Origin of the sequence: Acetivibrio clariflavus DSM 19732, from assembly GCF_000237085.1 — a bacterium.
GTDB classification, from domain to species: domain Bacteria; phylum Bacillota; class Clostridia; order Acetivibrionales; family Acetivibrionaceae; genus Acetivibrio; species Acetivibrio clariflavus.
Genome location: NC_016627.1, coordinates 627,716 through 646,995, shown reverse-complemented (window position 1 = coordinate 646,995; position 19,280 = coordinate 627,716). Strand labels below are relative to the sequence as shown.

Annotated in this window: 15 protein-coding genes; 6 read left to right on the top strand and 9 right to left on the bottom strand. The window is 34.6% G+C overall.

What is annotated here, in order from left to right; genetic code table 11:
- Positions 1 to 27: 27 nt before the first annotated feature.
- Positions 28 to 1,392 carry a DNA repair protein RadA gene (radA, locus tag CLOCL_RS02740; protein WP_014253906.1) on the bottom strand — a complete coding sequence of 455 codons (1,365 nt, stop codon included), beginning with the start codon at positions 1,390 to 1,392 and terminating at the stop codon, positions 28 to 30.
- A 33-nt stretch (positions 1,393 to 1,425) separates the two neighbouring features.
- Positions 1,426 to 3,360, bottom strand: a complete 1,935-nt coding sequence (locus tag CLOCL_RS02735) for a glycoside hydrolase family 15 protein (RefSeq protein WP_014253905.1) — start codon at positions 3,358 to 3,360, stop codon at positions 1,426 to 1,428.
- A 396-nt stretch (positions 3,361 to 3,756) separates the two neighbouring features.
- Here CLOCL_RS02735 and CLOCL_RS02730 point away from each other — a divergent pair, with 396 nt between their 5' ends.
- The gene (locus CLOCL_RS02730; RefSeq protein WP_014253904.1) at positions 3,757 to 5,013 is read left to right on the top strand and encodes a glycosyltransferase family 2 protein; all 1,257 of its coding nucleotides are present in this window, start codon (positions 3,757 to 3,759) and stop codon (positions 5,011 to 5,013) included.
- A gap of 84 nt (positions 5,014 to 5,097) precedes the next feature.
- Here the strand turns inward: CLOCL_RS02730 and CLOCL_RS02725 are convergent, their stop codons facing one another.
- Both CLOCL_RS02725 and CLOCL_RS02720 read right to left on the bottom strand, forming a co-directional pair.
- Entirely contained in the window at positions 5,098 to 5,715 is a 618-nt protein-coding gene (locus tag CLOCL_RS02725) for a YdcF family protein (RefSeq protein ID WP_014253903.1), read from the bottom strand.
- A 94-nt stretch (positions 5,716 to 5,809) separates the two neighbouring features.
- Positions 5,810 to 7,927 carry a GAF domain-containing sensor histidine kinase gene (locus tag CLOCL_RS02720; RefSeq protein ID WP_169313372.1) on the bottom strand — a complete coding sequence of 706 codons (2,118 nt, stop codon included), beginning with the start codon at positions 7,925 to 7,927 and terminating at the stop codon, positions 5,810 to 5,812.
- Positions 7,928 to 8,097: 170 nt separating this feature from the next.
- Here CLOCL_RS02720 and CLOCL_RS02715 point away from each other — a divergent pair, with 170 nt between their 5' ends.
- Complete coding sequence (locus CLOCL_RS02715; protein ID WP_014253901.1) at positions 8,098 to 9,168, top strand: IS30 family transposase; 1,071 nt, start codon at positions 8,098 to 8,100, stop codon at positions 9,166 to 9,168.
- A 448-nt stretch (positions 9,169 to 9,616) separates the two neighbouring features.
- Positions 9,617 to 10,096: a hypothetical protein gene (locus CLOCL_RS02710; protein ID WP_014253900.1), complete on the top strand. Its 480-nt coding sequence runs from the start codon at positions 9,617 to 9,619 to the stop codon at positions 10,094 to 10,096.
- Positions 10,097 to 10,230: 134 nt separating this feature from the next.
- On the opposite strand, the gene CLOCL_RS02705 is transcribed toward CLOCL_RS02710, so the two are convergent.
- A complete protein-coding gene (locus CLOCL_RS02705) occupies positions 10,231 to 10,542 on the bottom strand; it encodes a hypothetical protein (protein WP_027622507.1) in 312 nt (103 codons plus the stop codon).
- Between the two features lie 687 nt (positions 10,543 to 11,229).
- Here CLOCL_RS02705 and CLOCL_RS02700 point away from each other — a divergent pair.
- From CLOCL_RS02700 to CLOCL_RS02685, 3 genes are read left to right on the top strand one after another with little or no spacing between them, the layout of a single operon-like run.
- Positions 11,230 to 12,165 carry an AAA family ATPase gene (locus tag CLOCL_RS02700; protein ID WP_014253898.1) on the top strand — a complete coding sequence of 312 codons (936 nt, stop codon included), beginning with the start codon at positions 11,230 to 11,232 and terminating at the stop codon, positions 12,163 to 12,165.
- A gap of 32 nt (positions 12,166 to 12,197) precedes the next feature.
- Positions 12,198 to 13,406 carry a DUF58 domain-containing protein gene (locus CLOCL_RS02695; protein ID WP_144687095.1) on the top strand — a complete coding sequence of 403 codons (1,209 nt, stop codon included), beginning with the start codon at positions 12,198 to 12,200 and terminating at the stop codon, positions 13,404 to 13,406.
- On the top strand, positions 13,407 to 15,509 hold the full coding sequence (locus tag CLOCL_RS02685) for a DUF4129 domain-containing transglutaminase family protein (RefSeq protein WP_014253896.1): 2,103 nt from the start codon (positions 13,407 to 13,409) through the stop codon (positions 15,507 to 15,509).
- A 349-nt stretch (positions 15,510 to 15,858) separates the two neighbouring features.
- On the opposite strand, the gene CLOCL_RS02680 is transcribed toward CLOCL_RS02685, so the two are convergent.
- The 4 genes from CLOCL_RS02680 to CLOCL_RS02670 all read right to left on the bottom strand — a co-directional run bounded on the left by CLOCL_RS02680 (position 15,859) and on the right by CLOCL_RS02670 (position 19,235).
- Complete coding sequence (locus CLOCL_RS02680; RefSeq protein ID WP_014253895.1) at positions 15,859 to 17,166, bottom strand: SPFH domain-containing protein; 1,308 nt, start codon at positions 17,164 to 17,166, stop codon at positions 15,859 to 15,861.
- A 66-nt stretch (positions 17,167 to 17,232) separates the two neighbouring features.
- Complete coding sequence (locus CLOCL_RS02675) at positions 17,233 to 18,537, bottom strand: zinc ribbon domain-containing protein (RefSeq protein WP_014253894.1); 1,305 nt, start codon at positions 18,535 to 18,537, stop codon at positions 17,233 to 17,235.
- A gap of 105 nt (positions 18,538 to 18,642) precedes the next feature.
- Positions 18,643 to 18,807, bottom strand: coding sequence for a hypothetical protein (locus CLOCL_RS22365; protein WP_157834881.1), 165 nt, complete (start codon positions 18,805 to 18,807; stop codon positions 18,643 to 18,645).
- A 158-nt stretch (positions 18,808 to 18,965) separates the two neighbouring features.
- On the bottom strand, positions 18,966 to 19,235 hold the full coding sequence (locus tag CLOCL_RS02670; protein ID WP_041714873.1) for a hypothetical protein: 270 nt from the start codon (positions 19,233 to 19,235) through the stop codon (positions 18,966 to 18,968).
- Positions 19,236 to 19,280: the final 45 nt, after the last annotated feature.

Sequence of the window (19,280 nt, the reverse complement as noted above, 5' to 3'; positions counted from 1 at the left end):
GTCATTGATGACATTGGCATATAAAACTTACAAAAGAATACTCAGAGCTTCAACAACATTTTCCACAGGTATTATATTTATTTCTTTCAGTTCTTTTATCTGCTTAATTGCTTTCATATTTCCCGCTGGAACAACACAGTTTTTAAACCCCATTCTTGCAGCTTCAATAACTCTCTTATCTATTTGGTTTATTGCTCTGACCTCACCGGTCAATCCTACTTCACCTATAAGCACAGTACTCATGTCTACAGGCTTATTCCTAAAACTGGAAGCAATTGCCCCTACAACACCCAAATCACAAGCAGGTTCGTCAAGTTTTAGACCTCCAACGACATTTACATAGGCATCATAGTTATGCAGCTGCATACCTACCCGTTTTTCCAGCACAGCCATAAGCAAAGTTATTCTGTTATAATCAATTCCTGTTGCCATTCTGCGCGGCATTCCAAAATTGGTTGGACACACAAGAGCCTGGATTTCTATGAGCATAGGTCTCGTTCCCTCAAGGCTTGACACAATAACCGACCCGGGAACGTTTTCTTTTCTATCAGATATCATCAGCATTGAAGGATTTTCCACTTCAATCAATCCAATATCTTTCATCTCAAATATACCTATTTCATTGGTTGATCCGAACCTGTTCTTTACAGCCCTTAAAATCCTATAACTTAAGTGCCGCTCTCCTTCAAAATATAAAACGGTATCAACCATATGTTCCAAAACCCGTGGGCCGGCCAAAGCTCCTTCCTTAGTTACGTGTCCTATAATAAAAATGGCTATGTTGTTCGTTTTGGCAATTCTCATAAGGCCAGCAGTAATTTCTCTTACCTGGCTCACACTGCCAGGTGCAGAGGAAAGCTCTTCATTAAACATCGTTTGTATAGAATCGACAACAATAAGAGCAGGTTTTTCTCTTTCACATACCACTTGAATAGCTTTAAAATTTGTTTCAGAAACCATCAACAGGTTAGGATTCCTTACACCTAATCTATCGGCTCGAATTTTGATTTGCTTTATAGATTCTTCTCCAGATATATACACAACTTTGGAATTAGTCTTAATGGAATTACAAATTTGCAGTATGAGCGTAGATTTACCAATGCCAGGGTCACCCCCTACCAGCACAAGGGATCCCTTGACAATACCTCCCCCCAATACCCGGTCCATCTCACTAATTCCTGTCGAATAACGCTCTTCGTTCTCAACTTCAATATCATTAATATTAACAGGTTTTACATCAAAGAATACGTTTTTCTTTTTCAAGTCCATTGAGGAATCCTGTATTTCTTCAGTAAAGGTATTCCAACTATTACATGAAGGGCATTTTCCCAACCATCCATTACTCTCGTATCCACATTCCTGACATACAAAAATAGACTTATTTTTCGGCATTTATATCTCCTGTTTCTTAAATTTATTTATCTTTTAAAAAGCACCTGCTTCAATAAGTTTATTCAAAACCAAAACAAACATTGCATGGGACCATGTTAAAGGAATCACCCAACAAGGCTCCCCGGTATCTTTACTAACCTGTTCCGGCAGCAATCCCAAGTAGGTACGGGATTTTATCGCCCATTCAAAATAACTTTTTGCTTTTTCCAAGTTGCCCACTTCAATATGATAAAGTGCAACCCATAGGGTTGTCAGTACCCATGGATTCCCACCCACATAGTTATCATTTTCATACCTTTTTATGCCACCGACGGGGTGGACAGTAAGGACTCTTTCAATAGCCTCAACAGTATCTGCCACTCTTTTATCGTTGACATCAAATACTCCAAAAGGAATTGCCACGCCAAGCAAACTCACATCAACAGTCCAATCTTCCAAAGTAACATCCCTTCGGTACCCTTTTGGATTTACTTCAATTACAGTAGTATAATGTGAATGTTCACTTCCCCAGGGATTAAGCTTGGTCCTCACACTTCGGATGAACCTGCCGGCTTCATCCTTCCATAAATTAGCCTCCATTGCCTTTTTAATATCTTGAGCAACTTTATACCAATTCTCAACATACTCACGGCGTATGTTTAAAATCTCAGCAATTTTAACCCCCGCCATGATTCCGCCATATACAGCTGCACATGAATAGGTATGCTCACCAAATCTCTCTTCCCACAAGTCATAACTAGGCTTTGGAAGTCCAGTATCATTGTCTATAAAGTTTATAAGAAAGTCAATGCCTTTCTCCACAGTGTTCCACATATTTTCAAGGAATTTTAAGTCCTTTGTAACCTCATAATGCTTCAAAACACCCCATATAAGCGTGCCGGTTTCATCTATCTGCAATCCCCATGAAGGGGCAAGATTACCGTCCATATAATATCTTTGATTCCATGAGCCGTTGTCATCCTGTGTATTTACTGCCCAATTGTAAAACTTATCCACAGCTTCGGTAAGCCCTGCTGCATCTAAAGCACTGGTAATAAATGCCGCATCCCTTCCCCAGCAATAAGCATATCTTCCGCACTTGCTAAACCCCTCATCCATCTCAGCTGAAGCCAGAAGTCCGCCGGTCTGTTCATCGGACATAAGTTTAAAAACCAAAAGAGACCTTTTATACAAACCGTTAATGTCAGCATCACCGGTATCTATCTGCTTGGCTTTGCTTAAGAAATCAAACCAATACTTCTTTGTTTTCTCATACTGCTCTGATATATTTAATACTTTGCACTTTGTATTTAATTTTTTAACTCCTTTAAGGGTATGGGAAGCACATAGGAAAAGATTAAAATTCTTTTTTTCACCGGGTTTTAGCGTTCCTATCTTCCATGATACCGCTCCGTCCGGCATCATTCCAATACTGTCAAAACCAATCAGCTCAGTATACCTTGCCGAGCCCATAGCATTATTCCCCAGTTGAAATTGAAACACTTGAATATCTGAGGAAATAGAGATGTAATAGTTATGTCTATAATGAATCAACGAGTCGGTATCAAAATCAAACAGAGTACTGCTTAAATCAGGAGTAGTTGTAATCATCGACGAATATTGAACAAACCCCAACTCCAATTCTTCAGAACCTATATTCTCAAACTCATATTGCCTAATATAAACATCTCCATCCGGCAAAACATAATCCAATTGTTCAACATATATTCCTCTGCTACTATCCCTCAAACATGTCTTCAATATATTGGTATCATCAATATAATATTGTTCCCTTTGCCAATTGTCCTCTCCAAACCACGATGTGCTGTTTTTATACCGCGTATCAAAAATACCGGCTACAAAACGCTCAATGTGCTGGGGATAATCAATATGGGGCCAGAACAACCTTTCCACTTCACCTTTTTTGTTTAAACATACCAGCATCCGCGAGTTCCCGATTATTGCATCGTTAAAGTAGGTCTTCATCATCAAATCTACCCCCGTCGTATAAGTATCCGATAAAAAATGTTTTTATATACCGAAATTGGATTAACAGCTTATACAGCCTTTGAACCGCTACAATAAAAAGAGAAACTTTTATATCGAAACCAAAAAATGATTATATAAAAATGAACAATGTGCCTATATCAGGCAATCAATCCCCAAAATGGTTTTAAACGCAATTTTATTAATTTCATTTTTTTCTATACCATTATAACATATTTTATTATTTTATATCATAAATATTTTTCCTTATTATGTGCAAAATAATCTTCAGAACCACAGTATGTGAAAAGAAAAATAAAGCAACTTTTCTACAAAGTATATAAGTTATTTTATTTTTTAGAACTGCTTATAAAATATATATTCATATGGAGGAATCAAATGTTATCACTATTGAGTAATGTAGTATATAATACTACACAATTGATACAAGTGATAATCTTTACAGTAGGATGTTATTTTTTCAGTATTTCCATTTTCGGATGGATAAAACAAAAAGAAACTGATGCAAAAAGCTACGCTCCTCAAAAGAAATTTGCTGTAGTTATTGCTGCCCATAATGAGGAAAAGGTTATTGGCCATGTAATTGAAAGCCTTTATAAGCAAAACTACCCTAAGGATCTTTATGACATTTATGTGATTGCTGACAATTGCACTGATAACACTGCTCAAATAGCTGAAAAGCACGGTGCATTAGTATATACAAGAGTCAATAATGAATTGAGAGGCAAAGGATATGCATTAGAATGGATGTTTTCAAAAATATTTGCGATGCAAAAAGAATATGATGCAATAAGTGTTTTCGATGCCGATAATTTAGTATCATCAAATTATCTTTTGGAGATGAACGCCAAACTGTGTGAAGGGCATAAAGTAATTCAGGGTTATATTGACAGTAAAAACCCTTTTGATTCATGGATAACCTGCTCCTACTCAATTGCATTCTGGCTTTCCAACAGAATATTCCAGCTTCCGAGATACAATCTCGGATTAAGCTGCAGTTTGTGCGGAACAGGTTTTTGTGTGGATATGGATACTCTGAAGCAAATCGGCTGGGGCGCAACGTGCCTGACAGAGGACTTGGAATTTACAATGAAACTCGCCCTAAACAACTTAAAAGTGGCATGGGCACATAATGCTGTGGTATATGATGAAAAACCTCTTACATTAAAGCAGTCATGGAATCAGAGAATTCGCTGGATGCAAGGTCACGCGGACTGTGCAAGCCGTTTTTTGCTACCGCTTTTTAAAAAAGCTTTTAAAGATGGCGATTTGACCTCCTTTGATAATGCAATATACCTGTTTCAACCTATAAGATTTATTTTTGTGGGTTTAACAACAATTATGATGTGGATTCAAACCATATTTCCTGAGTCACCTTTTTATAGCTTGAGGTACGTTTTTCCGGTAGAGGTATGGTATATATTCTCAGCGCTGCAGTTTTTCTACGGGCCTTTTATTCTGCTCATAGAAAAGAAATTCTCCCCAAAACTGATATTTGCATTTTTGGTATATCCTTTTTATTGCTTGACGTGGCTGCCTATTACCATCCAAGGTTTTCTAAGGAAAAACAATAAAGACTGGCTGCATACCCACCACTCCAGAGAAATCAGTATAAGCGATCTGGAAAAAGCATAAGTGTAAGTAATCAGAAAAAAGTATAAATGCTTTGGGGCATGAAGCCCCTCTTCTTTTTCCTTTTACTTCGTTCAAAATAATATCCTAATCTCCATAAATAGCTTTTATTTTTTTTCTAAGGGATTTAAATATATCAACAAATTGATGTCCGCATCTCTCCAATTCTCCCAGTACCTTTTCAATACCTTCATCAGTAGAATGCCAATTTCTACTATTTATTCCCTGGGTATCCACGGGACAAACTGTAAATTCTGTTTGAGGATAAAGCAATTGATAGTACATCAAACATCGCCGTGCATGAAATGACTGGCAGCAGATAATAGCCTTTTTGACTTCAATTTTAAGCCGATCAGTTACTTTTTTGCTGTAAATAGCATTTTGATATGTATTGGTGGCTTCATCTTCCTTTAGAATTGAACTTTTACCAACACCGTTTTTTATAAGTACATCTCTTAAAAATTCCCATTCGGTAGTATATTGTCCGGTATAAATATCTGTTTTCGACATTGGTCCGGAAAAACTTCCAAGCTTAATACTATATTTACCTGAAGGAAGTATAAGAGGAGAATATTTTTCCTTCCAGAGCATAGCTGCCTTCTCTGCCATCTCAGGATATGAACTGCCGGGAATAAAAATAATATCTGACTTTTGCGGCTCATCGCTTATAAATATAAATTCCGTAATATCTTCTATAAATTTCATAGTATATACTCCTTTGATCTATAGTAACAAATACCATTTCACAATATTCCAAAGATATAGCTTTTTTATATGTTTTATTTTACATATTTTTTTGCTAAGTACCCAACTCACTGCCGACAGCAGTTTCATCCTGCATCAGATAGGGCAACACAGGGAAACCGTAATTATATGGTGTAGTTATAATAAGATTAGGTATTTTAAGTAAAAATTCGCTGCCTATTCCAATTTGACTTTTAACTTTTATTTCTCCGTTCAAAAGCTCAGCCAGTCTTTTGGAAATCGATAATCCTAAACCTGTCCCGCCATACTTTTCCGATATTGAAACATCACCCTGCTGGAATTCATTAAATATTATAGACTGCTGTTCCGGTGCAATGCCAATCCCAGTATCTTTAACCACAAATATTGCCGTTTTGGGATTACTCTCATCTCTGATAATTTTAAGCTCTACTGAACCATATTCGGTAAATTTAATTGCATTTGAAACAAGATTCCTCAAAATTTGAGAAATTTTATGAATATCACCGCGAAGCTTACTGTTTACCAAATCCTCCGCAAAAAAATCCAACTGTTTTTCCCTTGCCACCCCTTCAAACATTTGTCTGATCTCATTAATTATAACACTGGATTCAATTTCCTGTACATTAATAGTCATCTTGCCTTCTTCTATCTTTGAGAGATCCAAAATATCATTTATCATATTTAGCAACTCTTGCCCCGCTTTATTTATTATTGTGATTTTCTCCCTGTCACTGTCAACAAGATTACCTTTAGCTTTATTTAATAGCAGTTTGGAAAGAAGGATTATAGAATTCAATGGAGTCTTAAGTTCATGAGACATGTTTGCCAGGAATTGCGATTTATATCTGTTTGTCGTTTCAAGTTCTATTGTCCTTTTTTCCAACTCTTTACTGGTTTCCTCCAGTTGTTTGTTCTTAGTATTTAAAATTCGAGCCTGCTCTTCCAGTTGGTGCTGTTGCCGTTCAAGCTGTTTATTGGTCTTTTGAAGTTCCTCTGCCTGCCGTCGCAATAACTCTTGCTGATGTTGAAGCTTAGCATTTGTTGCCTTAAGTTCATCTGCAGATTTGCAAGCTTCTTTAGTTGCCTTTTCAGAAATATTCAGCAAGTCTACAATTTTTTGAGTTTGAATTGCAGAATACAAATTAGCTGCTATAATTTTGCTGCACTCATTCAAAACCTCCAGTTTCGTTTTATCAAAATATTCAAAGGATGCTAAAGATATGACTCCATAAAGTTCGTCTTCATAAATGAGGGGCAGCGTATATGTATTTAGCGGTGTCTCATCGGCTATACCCGTGGATATGTAACATTCAGTCTTGCTTATATTGTTCAGCAATATTGATTTTTTCAAAAAAGCAACCTGACCTATGATCCCTTCTCCAACAGCTATTTTCTCATAGAGCTTGTCTTGTTGTGTAAATGCATAAGTACAGGTCATGTACAGCATATTTGTTTCACTGTCATATAGATATAATAACCCTTTTCCAGCAGATACAACATCAGCAACATAGTTCAAAGCTTTTCGAGTCAGCTCATCTATTGATTTACATCCTGAAAGTTCCTGGCTTAATTTATTTTGAGTATCTTTGACCCAGAACATATCTTTGAGTTTACTAACCAACACATTGTAATTGTTAGTCATATCCACTATTTCATTCTTACCGGATAACTGTACTAAAGTCAAATTACCGGTGCTTGTACTTTCATCCATAGCTTTTTTCAGGGTGTTAATAGGCTTTAGAATACTGTTGGTTATCATAATAAAGAATAGAATGGATATAAGACATAAAACTGCAATTACGGCTTTAAAATTATTTTTTTGATTTTCGACTATATATCTGGCCTTTGTGCAAAGCTCATTAGCCTTATTTTTTGAATTCTGTTCAATCTTTGTCAGTGTATATTCCAGTTGTTCCACATATTCAGGGGTAGTATTATATATTATCCTGGATGCCTGTTCTAATTCTCCATCCAATATAAGTTTTTCTGCTTTTCTTCTTTCTGAACTCCATTTATTAAAAATCTCTTTAGCCTGGTGACCCAAGCTTAATGATTCAGCTATTGTAGTACATCTATTGATTTTATCCAAATAATCCATAATCCTTTTGTCAGTATTTTCAATATTTTTTATTTTATTTTGTAATTGTACTTTATCTTCTGTTATTAATAACTCATTCAGTTCTTTTTCCATTTTAAATATATCAGCTCTTGCTTCAGCAGCTGCATTTGAAACTTGCATGCTGTAAGGTTAATTGTAAAATTAAATGCAACAGGTAAAATGTAGTAAAAAAATTAACAACCATAGTGAGAAATCATGTATGATTTAGGTGTCCAATCCAAACATACAGGAGGTTCTCAACTATGGTTATCAAAACTAATAATAACACAACTAAACGTAAATTTAAACACCTAAATGTTTATGAACGTGGACAAATTGAAGCTTTCATTAAGGAAGGGAAATCACAACGCTATATTGCTAAAATGCTAGGTCGTTCACCAAGTACGATCAGTCGTGAGATTAAAAGAGGTACAACGATTCAAATGAGGCATGATTTAACGACATATAGAAAGTATTTTGCTGAAAGTGGGCAGATAGCTTATGAAAAAAATCGTTTGAATTGCGGTGCAAAGTGTAAATTAGCTAGAGTTGAAGATTTCATAAAATTTGCAGAAGAAAAAATACTATATGAAAAATGGTCACCAGATGCCGTAGTTGGCTCATGTATAGTGAATTCTAAGTGGATGCATTCTACTATTGTATGTACTAAAACCTTATATAATTATATAGACCAAGGGCTGCTGAAAGTACGAAATATTGATTTAAACCTTAAACTTCGAATAAAACCAAAAGTAAGAAGAGACCGTCAGAATAAACGTATTCTGGGAAAAAGCATCGATCAAAGGCCAGAAGATGTGCAACTACGGCAGACTTTTGGACATTGGGAAATTGATACAATCATAGGGAGAAAATCTAGCGATACAGTTATTTTAACATTAACAGAACGAAAGACACGCTATGAACTGCTGTTTCTTTTAGAAGCAAGAGATAGTAATGCTGTTAACAAGGCACTTTTGGAACTAAAGAATTTCTATGGAGAACAGTTTTGTAACATATTTCGTACTATTACAGCAGACAATGGTTCAGAATTTAGTAGATTGACAGAAATATTACAACCATTAGGGATAGAAGTATACTATGCACATCCTTATTCCTCATGGGAAAGAGGTACTAATGAACGTCATAATGGTCTTATACGGCGTTTTATACCTAAAGGGAAAGCAATAAGAGATTTTACAGCGACAACAATAAAACGTATACAAGACTGGTTAAATAATCTTCCACGCAAGATATTAGATTATAAAACGCCTGAAGAATGCTTTAATGAAGAGCTGTTTAAAATAGTTAATGATGATACATCAAAAACAGCTTAAGCCCTTCTTTCATGTGAATTATAGAGCTCATTTGAGGGGAGTCAAGGGTAAAGACTTCGTCTTGCCTGACGGCAACCCTTGACATCCCTCTGCATTCGCTCAAATAAATAACCAAGAAGGGCTTAAGGATAATATTGTGGATTTACCACCTAAACAAAAAATGATTTCTACTATAGGTGTTGCATTTAATATTGCAATTTAAATTAATTTTCTAACCTACTCAAACTATAGCAAACATATTGTACAAAAACAACATCTATGTTACAATTTCTTCTATATACAATACACATTTTTTCAACATAAAATAAGCTAGCTTTATTTTATTAGACATTTAGAATTTTCTCACCATAAGTTTTAGCATGTTCTAATAAAAACATCGTAGACTCATTTTCATCATTATTGAATTATCGAGAATAGAAGATATCCTGCGAAAAGAGGGAATGCATTAATGGAAAATAAAAAATTAGCAAGAATATTAACTATAGTCCCTACTACTGAGTTCATAGTAATCCACATAGTGAACAAATTATTCTCCGGAGCAATGAAAACATTCTTATTGGATATTGGAATCATTCTACTATTGACTCTTATTATATTTATAAAAGAGTCTGGAAAAATAAAAGGAAAATTGATAGTTTTCACTGTGCTATCGATTATCATCCCGGTTCTATTTATTTTTAATTTACCGGCTACTACATACGAAGGTGGAAAAGCTATTGTTCGAAATGAAATAAATAGCAATAATGTCACCTTTATTCCTAAAAAATACATATCAATACCGATTACACCTCGCAATTCATTGTTTATTAATGATTATTACTACTATTATGCAGTTGAAGTTTCAGGAGAAAAGTTATTTTATATAGTAGATCCGGCTGATGGAAGTGTGTATCAACTTGAACAAGACTACTTCTGGTGGGATCATTAAGTATTCAATCGAATGGATTTCTCCATACTAATACACCCTAGCAACAAGCATAAATCGCACTTGTTCCTAGGGCTGATTTTAAAACTTTATATTAAATTATTTAACCAGAGGTAAAGAGTTTTTAATGCTTTCTGCTAATAATCTATATTATATTTCTTTTTAATGGAATTAGAGTAGTTCACTATAATTTCTCTATTAGTTGATAAATAAACATAATTATCATAGGTTAATGCTTCATAAACATCCGATATCTCTTGAAGTATTTCATTATATACAATTCTATCATCTTCACTAAATGAGCCTTTATTATAGTACTGTTCTGAGAGTATGTACAGTTGTCTTTTCAATTCATCGGCTATAGCAGAACAAGCAAGTTTACCTGATCCAAAAGGTATCATATCAGCACAATAGTAAGCACCATCCATCTTTCCTTCTAAAAGCTGCACTCTTCCTATATCAAATGTTTGATAATAATTGCTATTTACAACACTTTCAAATATTCTCTTGTAATTTTTGCCAGCTAGTTTACCAACACGTTGTAAATCCGCATTCGCTCTTGAATATTTAACATATAAAGCAATGTTTAATGCAATAAAAATTATTAATACCAGGTAAACTATCGGTTTTAAAATTTTTTTTCATATTTAATCCCCCTTTCTTTACAAGAAGAACAATTATTACCTTCATAAAAGCCTAAACAATGCTATCATTTTTCTATTCTTTGATGTAATTATACAATGCATATAATTTATATTTTTATCACTATTTAGATGATTTTCAAATTATTTTGTTTGCATAATGGTAACATATTTTAAAGTTAACAAAAACAGAAGGTCATATCACTTCACAGTTTACAACACAAACCTTTTAATCGCTTACATTACCCGGAATTATTTTTACATAAAAAAAATACTTACAAAAAATTAATACCTGGAGGCAGAAAAACTAGTTTCTTTAAGAAAATTTAATAAAAATCAAAATAATTAAAATCACTTACGTTTTAAAGACTTTATTGTTTTTTATTTACTTTATTTTAAAAAAACTCTATAATACAAATAGGATTATAATTTAGTTCAAACATATTTCACCTCTGCTATTGACTAAATCAAATATTATAAGAAAAGGTGCACTTTATGAAAAAAAATAACAATGTCATCGAAAGAATGGTCAGTAACATTGAGAAAGTTATTGTAGGCAAAAGGGACACCATAGAATTATTGTGTTTGGCACTTCTTTGTGACGGTCATGTATTAATTGAGGATGTACCAGGTACAGGAAAAACCACTCTGGCATTGGCATTATCCAAAACAATCGGAGGGAAGTTTAAAAGAATATCCTGCACACCGGATGTTATGCCTTCCGATATTACAGGTTTCTCTATGTTCAATCCCAAAACCAATGAATTTGAATATAGAGAAGGTGCTATCATGGCAAATATTTTCTTAGCCGATGAAATTAACAGGACACCGCCAAAGACACAATCGGGTTTGTTAGAAGCCATGGAAGAAAAGAAAGTTACCGTTGACGGTAAACTCTATCCTTTACCGAAGCCTTTTATGGTTATAGCCACTCAAAATCCGATAGAACATTTAGGAACTTATCCCTTACCTGAAGCCCAACTGGACCGCTTTATTATGAAGATATCCATAGGCTACCCCAATGAGGAAGAGGAACTTGGTATTTTAAGCATTTACGGGCAGGAGATCCCTCTTGAACATTTGGAAGCTGTAGTTACATTAGAAGAAATACTAGAAGTTCAGGAAGAAATACTTAAAGTCAAAATAAACCAAAAGGTTGCTCAATATATTATTAAAATAGCACAGGAATCAAGAAGGAGCAATCAAATCCAGCTAGGAATCAGCCCCAGGGGTACTTTAGCCGTTGCAAGGGCGGCCAGAGCATGGGCCTATTACCAAAACAGAGACTTTGTAACACCGGACGATATTAAAAAGGTACTAATGCCCATTGTAAGACACCGAATAATTCCAAGGGCTGAAGCAAAGTATGAAAATATCTCTGTGGAAGATATATTAAATGAACTGTTAAAAAAGATAACAGTACCTGAATAGAACAGCGAAGTAAAGGAAAGGCTGTGTTCAAATTGTTAAAGAATAAAATCATATATCTATGTTTTTTAATCTTTACAATTGCATTGGGAATTTACAAAGACGGTTATATATCTACTATACTCTTTTACACCGCACTGTTATTGCCCGTTGTATCTCTTTCGTTAATACTGTTCACCATGGCATCTTTCAGACTGCTTGAAAACGTAGATCAGCGTATTGTAGTAAAAGGTGATGTCATAACTTATACTTACGAAATAAGTAATCACACAAAACTGCTGTTTTGTCCTATGACCATTGAATTTACCGATAGCAAGGTGCTTTTCAAAGATACTATACTGGGAGAAGAAGATGAATTCATATTATATCCCGATGAAGTAAAAAAAGCAGTCAAGAAGGTTGACTGCCGATATAGAGGAAGCTATTACATAGGTATTCAGTCAATAAGTATACGGGATTTTTTCAACTTGTTCACAATTAAATTTAAGTCGATAGAAAATCCCAAAATTCTGGTCTATCCCAAAATACGCGAACTTATACAGGTTAATAAATACACTTCCTTAATTGAATCTAACGAAAGTATTGTAAGTAAAACCAATAAAGATCCCAGTATTTTTTCCAATGTACGGGATTACCAATCGGGAGATCCGTTAAAAGCAATTCATTGGAAATTAAGTGCAAAACAAGGGAAACTTTTGGTTAAAGAAAATGAGGGCAATATCAATAGCCGTACCAAAATAATTATAAACTATGACAGTTTGCCCTTTAGTTTTGAATATAATGTGGTCATGCAAGATTATATTATCGAATGTGTAGTTGCAACTATAAAATACTTGTTGGAAAACAATACTCCCACTTATCTTTCCTACTACAAATTCGACATGCAATACATTTCAGCAAGTAATATCAACGATTTCGGACAATTTTACAATGTCCTGGCCAATATGATGTTTTCCGGCAGAGAATTCATCAGTATACTGGAAAAAGAACTGGGCAGTTTCGCACAGTATGCCAATATAATGATTTTTACCCCCTACATAACCAAAGAATTAAGCGAATATATCCTTTTAAACCGTGCAAGGATACCGGATATAAATATTTACATAATCAATGAAAACAAATGCGAAGTAGGCAGTATTTTAACCGATCAGGATAAACAGCCTTTAGTGGATCTATTGTCCAATAATATAAAAGTATACAAAATCAGTTATGAAAATGAACTTTGCAGATTGGAAGTGGCCTAAATGTTTGCAGAATTCATATACGGCTTAGGATGGATTCTTTTATTATCCGCTATAATGGGATACGAAATTTCCGTCATAAATAATTTAATAATTTCTCTTTTTAGTTTTTTATTATCTATAATCCTATTTGGCAACAAGAAAAGAATTTTTATATCACTGACAGCTTTATCCCTGCTATCTATAGGCGGATTCTTTGTCATGTACTTATTGGGAATCATGGATTTAATTGCAGATAATATAAGCGCGTTTCTAATGCCGTATTTTGAATCTATTGCTGGTAATAGCTCTTCTATAGATATCCCAAGACAAGTAGCAGTAATTTTACTGATATCAATTTTGATTTATATAATTATTTCGAAATGTAAACATTTTAAGTTTTGGAATTATGTCTATATTCCCGTTTCCCTTATTGCTTTGACCGCAGGTTTTGTTGAAAACCAGCTGAATGCTGTAAGTGACCGATATACCTTTTTATTTTTTATATTTTGCAGCATAGTGTATTATTTCTATATTTATTACACCAGGATTGAAAAGAAAAAAGAAAGAGATATAATGCCTTTTATAAGTATAGCAATCATATACGCAATATGTATTATTGGCTTGTCACAGCTGCTTTTCCAGTCTCGCCCATACCCATTTCAAGCAAAACCAAAAAAGGTTTATTTAAGCAATTCACAGGAAGGCACAAATTCTTTTGATAAGTTTGCTTCTGAAGTTGCCACAAGCGGTAATATCAGAGATAAATTTGTATTTGAGGGTATTGAGTTGTTTAAAGTTAAAACCAATAAAACAGTATATTTTAAATCAATTGTGTATGATACATATACCAAAAACCGATGGCTGCAAAACGAATCCTTTCCCAAAACCGAAAACAGTATTTTCACTGCTTTTAAAGCAATAGGAGAAGTAGAAAATATTGTTATCAATTATACCGGTATTCAAACACCAATTTTATTTGTGGGACCATATATAGATAATTTCAGTATACAAAATCCCGATATTATTGTCGCCTGCGATGAAAACAGAGGTACCTACCATATAGAGAACTATACTGAAAATATAATTAAAGAAGATTTTTCTTTTTCCTTTGATTCCTTAAATATAGCCGACAAAGAAGCCTTTAAGGAGGCCTTAAGGAAAGTTAAACTTCAAAACACACTCCCCCAATACGAAGGCTATAGCAATGATAGGCTGTATGAGTTGGCATTAAAGATTACAGAAGGAATAGACAATGATTATGACAAGATAGAAGCCATTATCAAATATTTAAAAAACAATTATACCTATAATCCTGTTCCTAAAGTCCCAAAAGACAACTCCGACAAAATCGAATACTTTTTATTTGAAAGCAAAGAAGGCTTTTGTCAGCATTATTCCTCAGCAGCGGCTCTACTGCTAAGAAGCCTCAACATTCCGGCCCGTTATGTAACCGGTTTTAAAATAGATACCTCCTCAAGTTTTTCCTCAGTCCCTGCGTATTATAAATACTTATCCACAGGTTATAAACCGGTATTTGACTCTGATGCCCATGCCTGGATTGAAGTTTATTTTAAAGGTTACGGATGGGTTATGTTCGAAAGTACTGAGGTTGGAGTAGCAAACTCAAATCAACAGGAAAATAGACTTAAGGAGGAGGAAGAACCGGTTGCAGAAGACAAGGATTCAAATAAAGAAACTATAGACATATTAATTAAAATTGGCCTTTACACAGGAATCCCCATAGTCTTAATCCTTTTAATATATGTTATTGTTATAATTATAAAAAGCAAGAATGCCTTCCGCAAGGGAAGCAGCACTTATAAAGTGAAAATAATTCACCAAATTATATTGGATTACTTAAAAGCTTGCAAATATCCGAAGTACAATTACGAAACACCTCAAGAGTACGCCAGAAGGATTGATGCTGAAGTTTCATTAAATGAGCTTAAATTCAGCGACCTAATCACAACTTATAATAGAATCATCTACGGCGAATATGAAGCAGATGCCGATTTCGTCGATACCTATTCAGCTTTTTTACGCGAAATTAAGAAGGATCTAAAAAAACGGTGTAAATTTTATAAAAAAGCCAAATTATTTATTAAAGAATTTGTCAGTACATAAATTATAAATGAAATTAATCCTTATATATTTCAATTACGTTCCTGATTTTTTGTATTTACCCTTTGATTTTTATTAAGTTTATAGTGCTGCATGATTTCTTGCTTTCCACAGAATCGGTAGGTTCATCGGCAAAAATAAGTTTAGGATTATTTGCAAAAGCTATGGCCACCCTCTGCTGCTCTCCTTCTGGTATTTCATGGGGATAATGTTTTATCATCTCTGAATATAAATTTCTTTATTTTCTGCTTGTCTTTAATCCCAGAAAAATTATCCAGAAAATTATTTAAACAGCTTAAAATAATAAAGGTGGCTCAAAATATGAACCACCAATACAACACATTTTACATATTTATTCAACTGGCTTTCCACAGTTAGGACAAAACTTCTGCGGAACTTCCGTACCACAATCGGAGCAGAACTTCTTGGCCGGAGCTTCCAAACTGGCACCACAATTGGAACAAAATCTTCCTGAAGCTTCATTTTTACATACCGGACAAATCTTCTTTTGAGAAACCGGTGTTCCGCAGTTTGAACAGAATTTTCCGTTAACCGGTTTTCCGCAGTTGTTACAAACCGTACCTGAAGCTTCAAAAGAGCTTGCATTTCCTCCCTGTTGCTGCTGTGCAACTTGTTTATTAAGATTCTGAGGTACATTACCAAAAACTCCTCCCGATGCCATATTCATCATTCCGAGGCCAATAAAACCATTGGCTGCACCCTTTGCATTTCCAGCTGCATTTTCCATAGCTTTAGCATAGGAAGAAGCCATCATACCCTGTTGAGTAAGAGCATCAGATCCAATTTCATACTGATCTATCTTAGCTTTAGATGCCTCATCAAATTGCATGCTCTCGATAGCGAAGGAAACTATCTTGATACCCCGTCTACGTATCGGTTCATCCAAAACCTCTTTTTCCATGATTTCACGGATTAGCTGATCCTGTGAAGATAACTGGGTAGCATATACTTTGTAATCATCAGAACCGAGTCGGTTTACAACAGACTTAAAAGCAGCATTTATTTCACTCCTCATCTGATCAACCAATTCTTCTTTTTCATAAATATTGGCTGTACCGCAAACTTCCATCATAAAAACTGCCGGATCTACAATCTTGAAAGTATACTTTCCGTAGCATTTTATATTTACATTCATCGGCATCAGGCCACCGGGAACCCTCGGATTTACAAGGGGATGTTCCCAATCTCTGTATGGAATCGGAGTTGCTGTTCCAAAGCCGTTATCCATAATTTCTTTTATATTAAAATAATATACCTGCTGAGTATTAGGTGTTGCCCCTGCAAATTTAAAACGTTCCCACAAAGTTTTAATAGCACCTTCAAAATCTCCCTGAAGAAAACATGGTGTTGAAGATTGATCAAATATGTATACTCCCTGTTCCGCTGTAGCATCTACAACACGTCCACTATCTACAATAACTGCCATTTGAGACGGTTGTACCACAATAGCGCTGTCTTTGGGGATACGTCCAGTCTGCGAGCTCTTTTTCATCATTAAAATATTATCCCCCATGTTTGGACACTCAATAACCACCTTAAATTTATCAGCAAGTACACTACCTAAACTTCCCGCTCCTGCTCTCAAGAGTTCGCTAAATTGTTCCTTTGTTGCAGCAAAGGCCTGTTTAATTAAACCCATATTTATACCTCCAATAAAAGAAAATATTGAATATTTTTTGCTTCTTTCCACTTACAATAATATATCTTATTTAATATCACTGACATCGTATATAATCCAATCATATTTAGAAAGATCATAGGTGTTACCACAAGCTTTACATTTCCCATCAACGGTTAAGTTCATATTACGTCCGCAGCATTCACATGTAATTACCTCAGGATTCAGTTTGACATCAGTCAATGTATCCTTGTGTCTATATAATGTAATGTCATATTTTCCTTTTTTCTTCTTGATCTTTTTCTTTTCATTAATTGTAATTTTATTAACATCCATAGTTACATATGCCAGTTGCTTATCATCTTTAATCTCAAAATCTCTAACCACCAATTTGCGTATTTCAAAATCCAACATATAAAACTCGTCATACTTGTTCTGCTCTTTTAATCTTTCATAAAGTGACGGCTCCATTAAAGATTTTACTTTTGAAATATCTAAATCTTTCGCTCTTTCATAAGTACGAACTAAATACTCAACTCTTTTTTGAAAACTTTTTCTGGAAAACTGTTTATCATATTTGGCTATTTTATTAAGCCCACTCATAAGCTTTGTCAACCAAGCACATAATGCCAACACAACTCCAAGTAAAGCCAAATCATACAAAACAGATATAACCTTCATTTTCCATGAACCGTAATTAGCAATAAACGCTAAAACAATCATAATAAGAACAGGTATGAAATAAAGAAAGGTCAGTCTATTTTCGGTTTTATAATTATAACAGGTAACATTGGCTACAATCCAGTTAGCAGATTCAGTTGTGTATTTCGTGCCGCAGTTGGGACATACATAAAAATCCCCTTCTATTTTCATAGGCGCACCACAGTTAGAACAAAAATTTGCATTTTGACGTTCAATATGATCACTTCGTATCATTTCCAAAGAATAAATTCCTTTTTCTATTACCTTTTCATATAATACTTTGTCCGTAACATTATCTATGTACTTTTCCACAATTTTACCGCCCAACAATGCAGTGGCAAAGTTGTTTTTTCCATCAGATATAACTATATTATCCGAAATACTATCTCTATCGAAACTGCCATCTTCAATAATATCAACTTCCTTACGAATCCCAACCTTCTTTAAAACTGCTACTGTCTGCTCAATATAGCAATACATAAATTCAGTAACAGTACTTGCTATTGTTTTCAGGTTGAAATTTTTCATGACATTGGTAATATTTTTGATATAGCGGTCTTTGGTTTCCCTGTCGAAAGCGTCATGATGTCCTTCAGAAGGTGTTTCTTTAAACTTTACATTCATAAAAATCACATAGCCTAAAGCAATCAATGAAGCTACCAGTACACCCACTGCAAATTCAATCACCATACATTTTGACCCCCTTGCTAATCCTTTTAAAATAAAAAAACTGCTAAAGATTCCCTCACAACATCTAAAGTTTGTATACTTTTACTGAGACCTTTACATAAACTGTTAGTCAATATTATATTCTACAATCTCAATAAAATCAATTTTGAAAATTTCTCTAATCCTTTGGACATAGTCTCTCTTACGCAGAATTTCACTGCTTATCATTCCATCACTTATGGCAACTATCTTTTTGACCGTTTGTGATACTATAGAGTACCTCCGCTTCATCTTCGTACATTTTTATTATTATTCCGGAAATTGATTTGGTATAATCCAGGTCTTTCTGTTTTGAATCAACCTTTATTTGCCGGTTGGCAATGCGCCTCTCGATATTATCCGTCATAACCTCTGCAATAACATCTCCTTTTTAACCCTATCTCCTACATTCACATATATTTTCCTGGGTCTTCCGCTGTAGTTTTCAAAAAAAGCTCTGATTCATCATAAGCAATAAAGATTGCTTTTTCTTTTATGCCTTCCTCTATGTAACCGGTCTTTGCTTCGAAAATTTTATAGGTTATTTCCTCAGGAACTTCAAGAGGCGGTGCAAGCGTTTCCTCTTCAGACGGGAACATACTGCAACCAATTGATAGGCACATTGGAAGTGGAACAAATATTGTTTTGAACGACCTCCACAAATTCATTTTCCGTTCCATCATTATTCCTCCAAGACAGTTTTTACCCCGAAAAGAAATACTCAA

Excerpts from the sequence above, each read along its gene's own strand:
- radA (WP_014253906.1), bottom strand. The coding sequence starts at position 1,392 with ATGCCGAAAAATAAGTCTATTTTTGTATGTCAGGAATGTGGATACGAG.
- CLOCL_RS02735 (WP_014253905.1), bottom strand. The coding sequence starts at position 3,360 with ATGATGAAGACCTACTTTAACGATGCAATAATCGGGAACTCGCGGATG.
- CLOCL_RS02730 (WP_014253904.1), top strand. The coding sequence starts at position 3,757 with ATGTTATCACTATTGAGTAATGTAGTATATAATACTACACAATTGATA.
- CLOCL_RS02725 (WP_014253903.1), bottom strand. The coding sequence starts at position 5,715 with ATGAAATTTATAGAAGATATTACGGAATTTATATTTATAAGCGATGAG.
- CLOCL_RS02720 (WP_169313372.1), bottom strand. The coding sequence starts at position 7,927 with ATGGAAAAAGAACTGAATGAGTTATTAATAACAGAAGATAAAGTACAA.
- CLOCL_RS02715 (WP_014253901.1), top strand. The coding sequence starts at position 8,098 with ATGGTTATCAAAACTAATAATAACACAACTAAACGTAAATTTAAACAC.
- CLOCL_RS02710 (WP_014253900.1), top strand. The coding sequence starts at position 9,617 with ATGGAAAATAAAAAATTAGCAAGAATATTAACTATAGTCCCTACTACT.
- CLOCL_RS02700 (WP_014253898.1), top strand. The coding sequence starts at position 11,230 with ATGAAAAAAAATAACAATGTCATCGAAAGAATGGTCAGTAACATTGAG.
- CLOCL_RS02685 (WP_014253896.1), top strand. The coding sequence starts at position 13,407 with ATGTTTGCAGAATTCATATACGGCTTAGGATGGATTCTTTTATTATCC.
- CLOCL_RS02680 (WP_014253895.1), bottom strand. The coding sequence starts at position 17,166 with ATGGGTTTAATTAAACAGGCCTTTGCTGCAACAAAGGAACAATTTAGC.
- CLOCL_RS02675 (WP_014253894.1), bottom strand. The coding sequence starts at position 18,537 with ATGGTGATTGAATTTGCAGTGGGTGTACTGGTAGCTTCATTGATTGCT.
- CLOCL_RS22365 (WP_157834881.1), bottom strand. The coding sequence starts at position 18,807 with ATGAAGCGGAGGTACTCTATAGTATCACAAACGGTCAAAAAGATAGTT.
- CLOCL_RS02670 (WP_041714873.1), bottom strand. The coding sequence starts at position 19,235 with ATGGAACGGAAAATGAATTTGTGGAGGTCGTTCAAAACAATATTTGTT.